We start from the raw sequence: 12,840 nt of genomic DNA, 5'->3' as shown, positions 1-12,840 counted from the left end.
GTGTCAGTCGAAGTTGAAGCATTTCGTAGCGTTTTCGCCCAGCACTTGGTCGGCGCCATCGCCAAGCCAATCGCGCAGTAAGGTGACGCTTCCGGTGTAGGTGCGGCCCGCTTCGTGCTGCGTCCAAGGAAAGTCGCTGCCCCAGAGGAGTCGATCCAGAGCGGTGGCTGCAAAACGAGCAGCCACCGGAGCCGGGTCTGCTTTGAATCGGTAGGGGCCTGAGAGCTTTATCCACAGTTGATCGGACTTGAGGCCTGCATCCAGCACGTCGATTGTGGCACAACCATTTTTTTCCGGTAATCCAAAATGGTCGGCAACGACGGTCAGACCGCGTGCTAACAAAGGCTCCAGCAGCTTGACCCAAGACTGCCCTGGCATCTGAATTTCCAGATGACAATCGTATCGCTTGAGCAATGAGAAGAGGTGATCGTTCGCCCCATTTAGAATGTCCGCGGGATTTGGATGCCCCACCAGATTGAACCTAACTCCTTTGACGCCCGCCTCAACCATCTTTCGAAACGCATCTTCCTCTATCGTCGGTTCAACGACCGCCACTCCTCGAAGACGCTCTGGCCAAAGCTCAAGCATCGAAAGCAGATACTGGTTATCGGTGCCGAGATAACTGGGTTGCACCAATACCGCTTTGTCGACCTGAGCACTTTCCATTTCGCTGAACAGCATCGCCATCGTCTTGGTGTAGGCCGGTGTGTAGCGTGGGTTTTGAACGAACGGACTAAAGGCAGACCAGACGTGGGTGTGGGTATCGATGTAGGTCATTGGAGTGGGGCTCCGAAAAAATAATTGCGATTCAGGTTGACAGTCCTATATAGGAGTATAAGTATATAAGTCAGCAACGCAACGCTTTCGCATAACAAAACAGAGACAAAAGGCGATGAGTACGATGACCGATGCGCGTTTACCGCGCTATTACCTGATCCGCGACGAACTCCATAAGAGAATTCTCAACGGAGAGTGGAAGCCCGGAGAACTGATCGACGCCGAGTCCGCGCTTGCAGATCGCTATGGCGTAGCGCTGGGGACAATGCGTAAGGCGATCGCGCAGCTGGTCAGTGAAGGGTTTCTAGAGCGCCGTCACGGTGTCGGTACCTTCGTGCGACGGGCGAACTTCGAGAGTTCTTTGTTTCGCTTCTTTCGTTTCACCTCAGCCAGCGGTGAGCGTGTCGTACCGGAAAGTCAGATTCTTGATCTGCGAGTGGTGCCTGCCAATGAAGAGTGCGCGCGGCATCTTGAGCTTTCGACTGGCGATGAGCTGATTGCGATCAAGCGTCTGCGTCTGCTCGAGCACAAGCCTGTGCAATTCGAAGAGATCTACCTGCCGAAAACACTTTTCGAACCGCTACTGGAGACGCCTGCCGAGAGCCTGCCCGCACTGCTGTATCCCTGGTACGAAGAGTGCTGCGATCAAGTCGTTGCGTCTGCACATGAAGAGCTCTCCGTCGAAAAAGTGTCCGTCGAACATGCTCATCTGCTGGGCATAGAGACAGGCGACCCGGTGATCCTGATCGAGCGTCTTGCTCATGACATCGCCGGACGTCCCATCGAATGGCGTCGCAGCCGAGGTGCGGCTGAGCGCTTCCGATATCACATCGATATCCGTTAACCCCCACGCTCTCCAAAAGCAATAACGCGAGGTTTCCCATGAAAATAAGAACTGTATTGGCCGCATCCCTGGCAACGCTGATTTCGGTCGGTGCCTATGCCGAACCGATCAAGGTGCGTGTTGCGAGCCACGTATCAGAATACTCACCCCTCAAGCAGCAATACGACCTGTTCACTGCCGAGGTTGAAAAGCGTCTTCCGGGTCAGTTTGACTTCCGTTTCTATCCGTCCGGTCAGATCGGTAACGAGTCAGCGCTTATCACCAACGTCAAAGCCGGTTCCATCGAAATGATTGCGGTGGCTTCCGGGGTGATGAAGTTGGATAAAAAACTGGGCATCTTTGACCTGCCCTGGCTGTTCGATAGCCGTGAGCATGTGCGCAAGGCAATGTCCGGCCCATTTGGTGATGCCGTCAAACAGCGTGTCGAAGACAAGGCCAACGTCAAAGTCGTCGGCATCTATGAAAACGGCTCCCGCCACATCCTGAACAAGGTTCGTCCGGTAAACACCATCGACGACCTCGCCGGTATGAAAATCCGTGTGTCGGGCGGCAAGTTCAGAAGCAAGGTATTCAGCGATCTGGGTGTTCTGCCGCAGAAAGTCGCCTGGAAAGAGACCTTTACTGCACTGCAGACCGGTGTTGTTGATGGTGCGGAAGCGGCCACCTACGGCTTCTACGAGCAGAAACAGCATGAAGTCGGCGGTTATCTGAGCCTGACCAGCCATGTGTACACCCCGAGCTTCCTGCTGGCATCAAACAGCTTCTGGGACAGCCTGAACGATGAACAGAAGAAGGTCTTCACCGAAGTCGGACAGGAGATCACCGGTGCGACCTATGATGCAGCTGCCGACCTTGAGAAGGGCTACCTGGCGGAGATGAGCAAGCAGATCGAAGTGAACGACGTTGATCTGAAGCCGTTCCAGGATGCCACCCGTGCCACTCACGACGAGTACCTGGAGGAGTTCGGTACTGAGTGGATGGACATGATCAACGCTGCGCGTTGATCGCCGGAGAAGACGATGCGTCTACTAACGTTACTTGACCGCATTGTCGCGACGGTGGCTGGCTCCGCGCTGGCCATCTCCACGACGATGCTGCTGTTGAACGTGGCCAACCGCTACATCATTCAGGGTTGGCTGCGTGAGTGGGCTCAGGACGGTGTGATGACAGGCGTCTATCAATTCCTGAGCGGTTATATCAGCCCCCTGAGCGCCATGGCTGATGAAGTACCTGGATTGCTGCTGGTGTGGATAGCCTATCTTGGCGCCTATCTGGCCATGCGTGATAAAGGGCATATCAACTTCGAGATGCTGGTGGAGAAGTTGCCAGAGTCTCTGGCTCGCTGGGTAACCCGCATCAATGCCGGAATGATTGTCGCGTTCCTTGGTGTGCTGCTCTACCAATCGGTCCGCATGATCATGGTGGACGGCGAAACCGAGATTGAGACTGCAGAGGTCGCACAGGGCTGGTTCATGGCCGTACTGCCGATCTTTTCCGTGCTGATGATGATCGCCATCGTCGACAAGATTATCCGTGGGAGGAACCTTTGATGGCTTGGCTGGTACTCGCGCTGCTCTGCGGTTTGATCGTGGTGGGCGTGCCGATTGGTTTCTCGCTGATGCTCACCGCTGCGGTGGCGATGCTGATTTCCGGCATCGACCTTATTATGGTGCCGATCCAGATGTTTGCCGGCACCAAGAGTGTGGTACTGCTCGCCATTCCTCTGTTCATCTTCATGGGTGAACTGATGGGGGCTACCTCCATTTCCGAGCGCATTATCCATCTCGCAAACTCCATGGTGGGCTGGATTCGGGGCGGCTTGGCGCACGTCAACGTCCTGACCTCCATGTTCATGGCTGAGATGAGCGGCTCGGCGGTGGCGGATGCCGCCGTTATGAGCAAGGTATTCGTGCCGCAGATGGAAAAGCAGGGCTACCCGCGAGAGTTCGCCGCTGCTGTGACCGCAACCAGCGCGACCCTTGGCATTATCATCCCGCCCTCAATCCCGATGGTGCTTTATGGCGTGACGACGAACCAGTCCATTAAAGAGCTGTTCATGGCAGGCATCGTGCCGGGGATTCTGCTCGGTGGCGCGTTTATGATCACCTCGTACATCTTTGCGCTGAAAGAGGGGCACCCGCGCAACAGTGGCTTCCGACTGCTGGTGCTGGCGTCTGCGCTGATGGCCGCTTTCATACCCCTGCTTATTCCCGTAGCCGTCGTCGGCGGGTTGATTGCCGGTATCGTAACGCCGACCGAAGCCGCAGCAGTCGGCGTACTGGCCGCCTTGATCTTCGGTGCGGTGCTGCACCGTGACCTGACGCTTCGCAATCTTGGCGAGCTGCTCACCGCTACAACAAAACAGACCTCCGTGGTGATGATGATCATTGCGGGCTCTGCCGTGCTCGGTCAGTTCCTGGCCAACGAACAGCTGCCGCAGCAGATTGCCGGTGCCATCGGTGGCATCACCGATCAGGCCTGGCTGTTGATCCTGCTGATCAATCTGTTCCTGCTGGTGCTGGGGATGGTACTGCATGCTTCGGCAGCGATTCTGATCGTCGTGCCCATGTTGCTGCCGCTGGCGCAGCAGATCGGCATCGATCCGATCCATTTTGGTGTCATTGTCTGCCTTAACCTGGGTATTGGTCAGCAGACACCGCCGGTTGCATCGGTTCTGTTGACCGTGTGTTCGACCGCAAATGTGCGTATCGATCACGTCATGCGTTACTGCAAGTGGTTCATTCTGGCGATGTTTGTCACGCTGATCGTGGTGACATACGTGCCTGCAACGGCGCTGTGGTTCCGATAGAGGCTTGGTCCTTGCCTCACCTCTATTGCCGGCTCTTGAGCCGGCTTTTTTTGCGGTAAGGGAGTGAGCCTATTGGCTACCGGTCCGACGATATATAGGGGGCTCTGACCTCTGCACAGTGGCATCTGACAGCCGCTAAAGCGTTCAGGATCGACTCGCCGATCACCTCCATGCGCGTACCCGGCGAGAAGATCAAGCTTACGCCCAGATCCTGCAATGCGGCCGTATCCGTTTCCGGAATGATGCCGCCGACAAAGAGGGGGATTGCGTCCAGCCTGTTTTCACGTAAAGCCCCGACCAGCTGTTCGATGAGGGGCAGGTGAGCACCGGAAAGGATCGACACCCCCAGGGCATCGTAGTGCCGGAACTTGAGCATCTTGCAGACCTGCTCGGGCGTGCTGAACAGCGGGCCCATATCGACCTCGAATCCGGCGTCCTTCAGCCCTGACGCCACAACCTGGATGCCACGGTCATGACCGTCGAGCCCTAATTTGACCAGCAGTATCGCGGGTGCGTGCCCTTCACCTTCGCCGAAGGTTTTGACCTGGCGCTCAAGCCTGCGCCATGCCGTATCCTGTCGCCGGTCGGCGGCATAGAGCCCCCGAAGAAATCGGCTATCGGCATGGTAGCGGCGCATATGGCCGAGCAACGCCTGGGTGCACTCGCCTACGGTCGCGCGGACGCGAATTGCGTCAATGGTCAGCGCCAGCAGATTGGTACCCGGTTGCGCCGCGCCGGCAGCCAACCGTGCCAGAGCCTGCTCGACCGCCGCACCATCGCGGCTCTGCTTGAGGTGTGCGATGCGTGTGCGTTGTTCGTTCAGCACTGCACTGCCTTCAACCTTGAGCAGCGCGGCCGAGGGTGTCGGCTCGTCACTGACGAACCGGTTGACGCCGATGATCGCTTGCTGGCCAGTGTCGATGCGGCTCTGGGTGTGCAGGGAGCCAGTCTGGATCTGTTCGCTGACCCAGCCTGACTGCAGGGCTTGCAAGATGCCACCCTGCGCATCGATCTGTGCCAGGTAGGCACGCACCCTATCGGCCATCGCCTTGGTCATCGACTCCATCATGTAGGAGCCGCCCCAAGGATCGGCCACCTCGCAGATGCCGGTTTCCTGTTGCAGGATTAGCTGCGTGTTACGCGCCAGACGGGCGGAGTGCTCGCTGGGCAGCGACAACGCTTCGTCATAGGCGTTGGTGTGCAGCGACTGGGTGCCGCCGAACACGCCAGCCATCGCTTCGATGGTGGTGCGGATCAGATTGTTCTGCGGCTCCTGGGCGGTCAGCGACCAGCCGGAGGTTTGGCAGTGCATCTTCATCCGCTTGGCGCGCTCGGATCTGGCGCCGCGGCGCTCCACCTCTTCGCTCCACAGCAGGCGTGCCGCACGCAGCTTGGCGATCTCGTTGAAGAAGTTCATGCCGACACCGAAGAAGAAGCTGAGACGGTGGCAGAAATGATCGAGGTCGAGCCCGCGCGCGGCGATCCGGTCCAGATAGGCCCGCGCGTTGGCCAGCGTCAGGGCCAGTTCAAGAGCCGGGTCGGCGCCGGCTTCCTGAAAGTGGTAGCCGGAGATCGACATGCTGTTGAAGTTGGGCAGCTCATGGCTTAAGTACTCCACCACATCGGTGCAGATCCGCATCGACGGCTCCGGCTCGAAGATATAGGTGTTACGGACCATGAACTCCTTGAGGATGTCGTTCTGAATCGTGCCGCGCAGTTGATGGCGCGCGACACCACGCTCCTCGGCGGCGACGATGAAGGCGGCCATGATCGGCAGTACCGCGCCGTTCATGGTCATGGAGACCGAGACCTGGCTCAGGTCGATGCCATCGAACAGCCGCTTCATATCCTCCACGCTGTCGATGGCGACCCCGGTGCGGCCCACATCCGCCTGCGCGGTGGGGTGGTCGGAATCGAAGCCCAGATGAGTGGCCAGATCGAAGGCGACGGACAGCCCCTGTCCGCCTTCGGCCAGGGTGCGCTTAAAGGCAGCATTGGAGGCGTCTGCGCCGGCAAAGCCGGTGTATTGGCGAATCGTCCAGGGTTTCTGCCGGTACATCGACTCGAACGGGCCGCGCACAAAGGGGGACTCGCCGGGACAGCTTCCAAGGTGAGCGAGCCCGTCGATATCATCCTGTGTGTAGTATGGCTTGTGCATGCTTACCCCCTGTTGGCCCAGCGATACTCGGTACTGCTCAAACGCTGTTTGCGGGTCAGAATGTCGGCAATCTTGCTGCCGTCGGAGTCACGACGCACCGTCAGCCAGTGGATCAAATGGCGTGCATCGCTTTTCAGCGTGCTGAACTCCAGGTGCAAAGCGTCGCCGATGTTGATGTTGCCGTAGTAGTTCAGTTGGCGGTCGCAGGTTTGCCACAGCTGACGGTTGCGGTTCCAGGCCCACTCGGCGCGATCGGCGGCAGCCTGGAAGTTGGCGAAGTAGAGAAAGTCTGCGCCATTGAAATCGTTATGGGGGCAGGGGTGATGGACGATACCCGGCAACGTCGAGGATCTGTCCGGCTTCAGCTCGTGCCACTCCTGCCACTGTTCGGCGCGAAACTGCTTGGTCGATTCCGACAGGGTGATCGCTTTCGCCTTAAGGCGCAGCAGATCGTCGCGGTAGCTGTTGGCGCTGAGAGCAGCAGGCAGCTCGGTGCGGGTAACGCTTTGGTTGTTACCGGCCTCCCGGCGGCTGACCTGCGTGGACAGCATCTCCACCCGGGCGCACTCCCGGCCGTTGCATAGCACCCTGTGGGTGCTGAAAAAGCGCGCCCGGCCCGCCGGGGCCAGGTGCGTTTCAATAGTGAAGCGATCGTTTTCATCGATCAACTGAAGGTGGGCGTCAGCCAGTTTGACCGCCACGAAGGCGGCGTACACCGGCGAGCCATCCTGGGCCTTGAACGCGGGCAGCGCCAGTCCAAACAGGTCGGCCAGGGCCAGCCAGTGCTGGTTACCGCACTCTTTCAATAACCAGTTCTCGCTCAGTCCGCACAGTGACAGATTGGGCATGCCGGCCAGAAACGCTGCCTCGCGTGTGATCATACAATCGCTCCTGCCGGCTTAGGCCGGTACGGCTTCGACAGCGGTGGTTTTCACCCTGCGCTGGTAGGCCGCGATGTGTTCGGACAGGTACTCGGCGTCCTGGCCGACACTGGTGAAACGACCGGAGCCCCAGGTGTGCAACCAGGGCAGACCAATGAAGTACAGACCCGGCTGGTTGGTGACACCGCGGTCGTGTTTCGGGTGGCCCTGGCCGTTGAATACTGCGGCGTCCAGCCAGCCGAAATCGGGGCGGAAGCCGATACACCAGAGGATGCTGGTGATGCCGGACTCGGCCAGGTTGAGCTGGGTGCGTTCCTTCTCCGGTGCCCAGCTTGGTGTGTAGACGGACGGACCCTCCTCGGTTTTGATGCCCTGCTGTTCGATCCAGGCGTCGATGCGCGCGTTAATGTTGTTCAATGTGGCGTCAGCCTTGTCCAGGTTCTCCGTCAGGTTGGGCAGGAATACAAGGTTTTCGCCGTCGTAGTCGGTCATCAGACCGTAGAGTTCCATACCTTCCTGGGCGAACTTGCGCAGGTCGATGTCGCGACCACCGTCACGGCCGGTGACATAGTGGTTGGTGTTGTTGCGCACGTTCTTGCCCAGCGGGTGCTCGTTGACGGAGATCCGGTAGTAGCCCATGTCGTCGAGCCATTCGACCACATCCTTGCCGCGGTAGAAGCGGGAGACACGCGGCGCATCGCCGGTGGCGAGGAATACTTTGCGACCGGCCAGGTGCAGGTCTTCGGCGATTTGTGCGCCGGACTGACCCGAGCCAACCACCAGCACGGCGCCTTCCGGCAACTGAGCGGCATTCTTGTACTGTGCGGAGTGCATCTGGAACACCGATTCCGGCAGACGCTCAGCCATGCGCGGGATCACCGGAATGTGGTAACCACCGGAGGCGACAACCACCTGATCGGCGGTGAAATCGCCTTCTGAGGTTGAAAGGTGGTAGAGGCCGTTGGCGTCGGTTTCCACTTTGTTGACGGCCACGCCTTCACGTACCGGTGCATTGAGCTTGGAGGCGAAGGTATTCAGGTAGTCGAGGGTTTCATCGCGGGTCATGAAGCCCTTCGGATCATCGCCGTCATAGGGGTGGCCGGGCAGGTTGCACTGCCAGTTCGGGGTGACCAGGGTGAATGAGTCCCAGCGCTCGGTTTTCCAGCCGTGCATCAGGCTGTTCTTCTCGAACACCAGATGATCCAGCTTGAGCTGCTTGAGGTAGTAGCTGACGGAAAGACCGGCCTGGCCGCCGCCAACAACGATAACGGGGTAATGGGTGCGTGCTTGTTTAAGGTTGCTCATGTTGGTATCCCACATAGTAGTCTTTTTGTATCAAGGATTAAGAGACGCTAAGGATCTCGATCGTCGGGTTCTCCACATCGCTGTAGCGTGCGGCCTTGGCTTTTATCGTTGTGAGCTGATCCATCGCGCTGGAACAGAAGTAGCCGAACTTCTGCTCCACGCGGTTACTGGCGGCATCCAGTGCGACCTCTGCCTTGGCGACGAACTCGCTCAATGGCAGGGTGTCGCCCGCGGTGAAGTGCTCGCGCACCACGGTGGAGGGGGAGTAGCAGTTGTCTTCGCTGCCATCGGGCCAGCGGATGTTGAAGTTGATTGCAGGCAAGGTTAGTTCTCCATCGCGTATTGAGGGGCCGGGTTGAGCGCCGCAGGTTGAGGGCGAAACCCGGTTAACGGGGTGGTGTTCAGGTCGCGGAACATCCGTTGCTCCTGCGCCTTGCTCACCCACAGCTGCTGCTCGGCGGTGATAGTGCCGATCGCCGCTGCGCTGATATCCCGGTTGTGAAACAGCGCCAGCAGTTCAGGCAGGCGCTCGCTATCCGTGGTAAGCAGATAGCCGAAGCTCGGAAAGGCGCAGAGCCAGTCGCTCCAGCTAACACCGTCCGGTTTGGGCAGTGCATCGAGATCGATCCGGGCGCCGACACCGGAGCTTTCCAGCAGCATCAGAGCGGTGCCGAGCAGTCCCGCCTGACTGATATCCTTGGCGGCGAATGCCAGCTCACGCTCGGCCACCTCCGGCAGCAGGGCGATATCGCCGCGCAGGCGTTCGGCGGGGGCCGTGGTGGCGGCGTTCCAGTTCAGGTAGGGCTTGCGAAACGCGCCCCGGTGGTCGACCGCCGCCACCAGAACCTGTCCGGGGCGGGCGGCGAAGGCGCTGAGCAGCCGCCTGGCGTGGCCGAGAATCGAGACCGCCAGCTGCGGCTGATTGGCGCGCAGGTTGGTATGACCGCCGATAATGGGTACGCCGAAGGTGTCGGCCGCCGCGCTCATCCCTTCGAATATCTGTCGGGCGTTGTCCGGATCGTGATTCCACAGCGCGTTGACCACGGCACGTGGCCGGCCGCCCATGGCGGCGATGTCGCTGATATTGACCATCACCCCGCACCAGCCGGCAAACCAGGGGTCCTGCTCGACAAACGCGTTGAGGAATCCCTCCATCGCCAACAGCGAGTAGCCATCGGCTTGCGGGATCGCCGCGGCGTCATCTCCGTTGGGGTGCCAGCCTTCGGGCAGAGCCGGAAGGTTGGGGGCCAGCAGGGCGATATCCTCCTTGTGGGCGATACCGGCATATTGACTGACCTGGCTGAGTATCCTGGCGAGTTCCATGATCAGGCCCTCTCTACGAGAGCCGCCGCAGACGCTGCTGCGACGGTCGGGTTTGACATAGTGGCTACTGGCAGGCCAGACAGCTGGGGCGCGATCTCGGTCTCGATGCGGCGGTTGCGACCGCGCAGGACAAAACCGCCGTAGGGGGTGTGGCAGGGCGGGTAGTGGTCCAGGTCGGCCTGCATGATCACATGGGGCCGCTCGCGCACAATCTGTTCGCCAATGCGCTGCCAGTGCAGGCGGCGGAACAGGGTTTCGTTCTGCTCCTGCACACGGGCCAGAAAACAGTGGCAGCCCAGCGCGTGGGCGCTGGAGACCGCCAGCTTGATCAGCGTGGCGCCTAGGTAGCCCTGGGTACGAAACGCCGGGTCTACCGCCAGACGGGAGCCGTACCAGATGCCGGGCTCCTCTTCATGAATACGGACGGTGCCGACCACCTGTTCGTGCCAGCCGCCATGGCCGCCCAATGCCACCAGCAGCTGGGCCGTCTGATCGGTAAGGTCGCGATCGTCCTGCTCGAACAGTGACTGCTCGTCACAGAACACCCGGCGACGCAGAGCGTAGGCTTCGTCAGCCTCCCAGGGCAGGCTGGCCCACTTGATGGTGTACTCGGAATAGGCCGGATGGCGGCGTGCTGAACTCATTGGTGCCTCCTGAACTCAGTGCTCGTACTCGGACAGGGTGGAGCAGGCGCCGCAACGGCCGCAGCCCGCCTTGATGTCGCCAGAGCGCATGCCCGCCAGCCGCAGCTGTTTGCCCAGCGGTGCCAGAATCGACTCCATGAATTCGCTGCCCGGCGGTGTCAGATCTTCCAGCGGGGTACCGGTGATCGGTACGAACGGCACCACGAAGGGGTAGACGCCGATCTCGATCAGCTGGGCGCAGATATCCAGAATGGCATCGCGGCTGTCGCCAAGGCCTGCCAGGATGTAGGTACTGACCTGGCCGCGACCGAATACCGCGACCGCCTCGCGAAACGCGACCATGTACGCCTCGATGGAGATCTCCGCCTTGCCGGGCATCAGCTCCTTGCGCAGCGAAGGTGTCACCACCTCCAGGTGCATGCCGAGGGTGTCGATGCCGGCGTCTTTCATGCGCGCATACCAGGCGGGGTCATCCGGCGGCTCGCACTGGGCCTGGATCGGGATATCCACTGCGGCACGAATCGCCTTGGCGCTCTCGCACAGAATGGCGGCGCCGCGATCGGGTGTGGCCGGTGTGCCGGTGGTCATCACCATGTGCTGCACACCGTCCAACTCGACCGCTGCCTTGGCGACCTCCGCCAGCTGTTCCGGCGTCTTGCGGGCGATGGTGCGCCCGGCCTGCAGCGACTGGCCGATGGAGCAGAACTTGCAGGCCTTGCGGCGGCTCTCGTAACGGATGCAGGTCTGCAGCACCGTGGTGGCCAGCACATCCTTGCTGTGCAAGGTGGCGATGTGCGAGTAGGGCACGCCCTCGGCGGTGCTCAGTTCGTAGAAGCGCGGTGTGCCGGCAAAGGTGATATCCGCCAGTGGAATCGCGTTTTCGATCAGAGTGTGGCCCTGCTCACTCGACTCGACGCTGAACGGCGAGCGCCAGGCCGACTGAGTGTAGATCGGGACCATCACCGTGGTACCGTCGATGGTCACCGCCTGATGATCTGAGGGGCCGGCGCCGCCGCGGCGGCTGACGTGGTCCTGCTCGACGCTGTGCAGGCGCAGTCCGCGTGTCTGCAGCTCAGTAATCAAATGCTGGCGCGGTGTTGACTTGCTTAGGCTCATCATCGGCTCCTTGGAGGCGTTCAACCTCCGGTGTGGGGGCAAGTGCATGGCTGTAGCGGGCAGGACGATCATTGATCGCCAGGCTCAAAAGCTCCGGGCGGGCGTAGTGGCCGACCGAATCCATCATTCGCTTGCGTTTGGTGATCAGGCTGAAGTCCAGATCGGCAATCACCAGGCCTTCACCCTCTTTCAGCGGCGTGGCCAGATGCTTGCCTTCGGGCGAAATGATTGCGGTGTTGCAGCCATCGCGCAGCGCTTTCTGCAGTTTTTCATCGGTGGTGATCGATTCGATCTGCTCGTCGTGCAGCCAGCCGGTGGAGTTCACCACGAAGCAGCCGGATTCCAGCGCGTGGTGGCGGATGGTGACTTCGATCTGATCGGCGAATACGGGGCCGACCAGCGAGCCGGGGAACTGGCTGCAGTGGATCTGTTCGTGCTGGGTCATCAGCGCGTAGCGGGCCAGCGGGTTGTAGTGCTCCCAGCAGGCCAGGGCGCCGACGCGGCCCACGCTTGTGTCGGCCACTTTCAGGCCGGACGCATCGCCCTGACCCCAGATCATCCGCTCGTGGTAGGTCGGGGTGATCTTGCGGCGCTTGAGCAGCAGTTGGCCGTCGCCGTTGAAGATCAACTGGGTGTTATAGAGGCTGCCGTGATCGCGCTCATTGACGCCGAGCACGACGACCATGCCGTGCTTGCGTGCCCGCTCGGCAACCGCATCGGTGATCGGACCGGGGACAACCACGGCTTCTTCATATAACCGCAGATGCTCGGCGCCGCAGGCTACCGCCGGATACACGAAGGAGAAGTATGGATAGTAGGGCACAAAGGTTTCCGGAAAGACGATCAGCTCGACGCCCTTGGAAGCCGCTTCATCCATTGCGTTGAGTACATTTGCCAGCGTGCCGTTGGCGCTCCGGAGATCCGGAGCGATCTGAACGGCAGCGGCCCGCACCACTCGGTTATCGGTCATGGCCGCTGCTCCC

Annotated in this window: 13 protein-coding genes; 4 read left to right on the top strand and 9 right to left on the bottom strand. The window is 60.3% G+C overall.

The annotated features are described in order from the left end of the window. Nucleotides 1-3: 3 nt before the first annotated feature. On the bottom strand, nt 4-777 hold the full coding sequence (locus IEX40_RS04720; RefSeq protein ID WP_188745965.1) for an amidohydrolase family protein: 774 nt from the start codon (nt 775-777) through the stop codon (nt 4-6). Between the two features lie 115 nt (nt 778-892). Between IEX40_RS04720 and IEX40_RS04715 the strand changes: the two genes are divergently transcribed. Genes IEX40_RS04715 through IEX40_RS04700 form a run of 4 tightly spaced genes read left to right on the top strand, consistent with a single transcriptional unit; the run spans nt 893 to nt 4,430 of the window. After that, the gene (locus IEX40_RS04715; RefSeq protein WP_188745964.1) at nt 893-1,621 is read left to right on the top strand and encodes a GntR family transcriptional regulator; all 729 of its coding nucleotides are present in this window, start codon (nt 893-895) and stop codon (nt 1,619-1,621) included. A gap of 38 nt (nt 1,622-1,659) precedes the next feature. Then, nucleotides 1,660-2,625, top strand: coding sequence for a TRAP transporter substrate-binding protein (locus IEX40_RS04710; RefSeq protein WP_188745963.1), 966 nt, complete (start codon nt 1,660-1,662; stop codon nt 2,623-2,625). 15 nt (nt 2,626-2,640) lie between these two features. Continuing rightward, nucleotides 2,641-3,171: a TRAP transporter small permease gene (locus IEX40_RS04705; protein ID WP_188745962.1), complete on the top strand. Its 531-nt coding sequence runs from the start codon at nt 2,641-2,643 to the stop codon at nt 3,169-3,171. Beyond that, nucleotides 3,171-4,430, top strand: coding sequence for a TRAP transporter large permease (locus tag IEX40_RS04700; RefSeq protein WP_188745961.1), 1,260 nt, complete (start codon nt 3,171-3,173; stop codon nt 4,428-4,430). The genes IEX40_RS04705 and IEX40_RS04700 overlap by 1 nt, the downstream gene beginning before the upstream one ends. Before the next feature lie 76 nt (nt 4,431-4,506). Here the strand turns inward: IEX40_RS04700 and scpA are convergent, their stop codons facing one another. From scpA to IEX40_RS04660, 8 genes are read right to left on the bottom strand one after another with little or no spacing between them, the layout of a single operon-like run. Beyond that, on the bottom strand, nt 4,507-6,588 hold the full coding sequence (gene scpA / locus IEX40_RS04695; RefSeq protein ID WP_188745960.1) for a methylmalonyl-CoA mutase: 2,082 nt from the start codon (nt 6,586-6,588) through the stop codon (nt 4,507-4,509). Between the two features lie 2 nt (nt 6,589-6,590). Continuing rightward, on the bottom strand, nt 6,591-7,469 hold the full coding sequence (locus tag IEX40_RS04690) for a Pnap_2097 family protein (protein ID WP_188745959.1): 879 nt from the start codon (nt 7,467-7,469) through the stop codon (nt 6,591-6,593). An 18-nt stretch (nt 7,470-7,487) separates the two neighbouring features. Beyond that, complete coding sequence (locus IEX40_RS04685; protein ID WP_188745958.1) at nt 7,488-8,774, bottom strand: MSMEG_0569 family flavin-dependent oxidoreductase; 1,287 nt, start codon at nt 8,772-8,774, stop codon at nt 7,488-7,490. A gap of 37 nt (nt 8,775-8,811) precedes the next feature. Continuing rightward, nucleotides 8,812-9,096: an MSMEG_0570 family nitrogen starvation response protein gene (locus IEX40_RS04680; protein ID WP_188745957.1), complete on the bottom strand. Its 285-nt coding sequence runs from the start codon at nt 9,094-9,096 to the stop codon at nt 8,812-8,814. Nucleotides 9,097-9,098: 2 nt separating this feature from the next. Further along, nucleotides 9,099-10,097: a sll0787 family AIR synthase-like protein gene (locus IEX40_RS04675; RefSeq protein ID WP_188745956.1), complete on the bottom strand. Its 999-nt coding sequence runs from the start codon at nt 10,095-10,097 to the stop codon at nt 9,099-9,101. A gap of 2 nt (nt 10,098-10,099) precedes the next feature. Further along, complete coding sequence (locus IEX40_RS04670) at nt 10,100-10,741, bottom strand: MSMEG_0567/Sll0786 family nitrogen starvation N-acetyltransferase (protein ID WP_188745955.1); 642 nt, start codon at nt 10,739-10,741, stop codon at nt 10,100-10,102. Nucleotides 10,742-10,756: 15 nt separating this feature from the next. Next, entirely contained in the window at nt 10,757-11,857 is a 1,101-nt protein-coding gene (locus IEX40_RS04665; protein WP_188745954.1) for an MSMEG_0568 family radical SAM protein, read from the bottom strand. Next, entirely contained in the window at nt 11,814-12,827 is a 1,014-nt protein-coding gene (locus IEX40_RS04660; protein ID WP_188745953.1) for a Nit6803 family nitrilase, read from the bottom strand. The genes IEX40_RS04665 and IEX40_RS04660 overlap by 44 nt, the downstream gene beginning before the upstream one ends. Between the last annotated feature and the right edge of the window lie 13 nt (nt 12,828-12,840).

The organism is Marinobacterium zhoushanense (genome assembly GCF_014641945.1).
Lineage (GTDB): Bacteria > Pseudomonadota > Gammaproteobacteria > Pseudomonadales > Balneatricaceae > Marinobacterium_D > Marinobacterium_D zhoushanense.
This window is presented reverse-complemented; position numbering and strand designations above follow the sequence as displayed.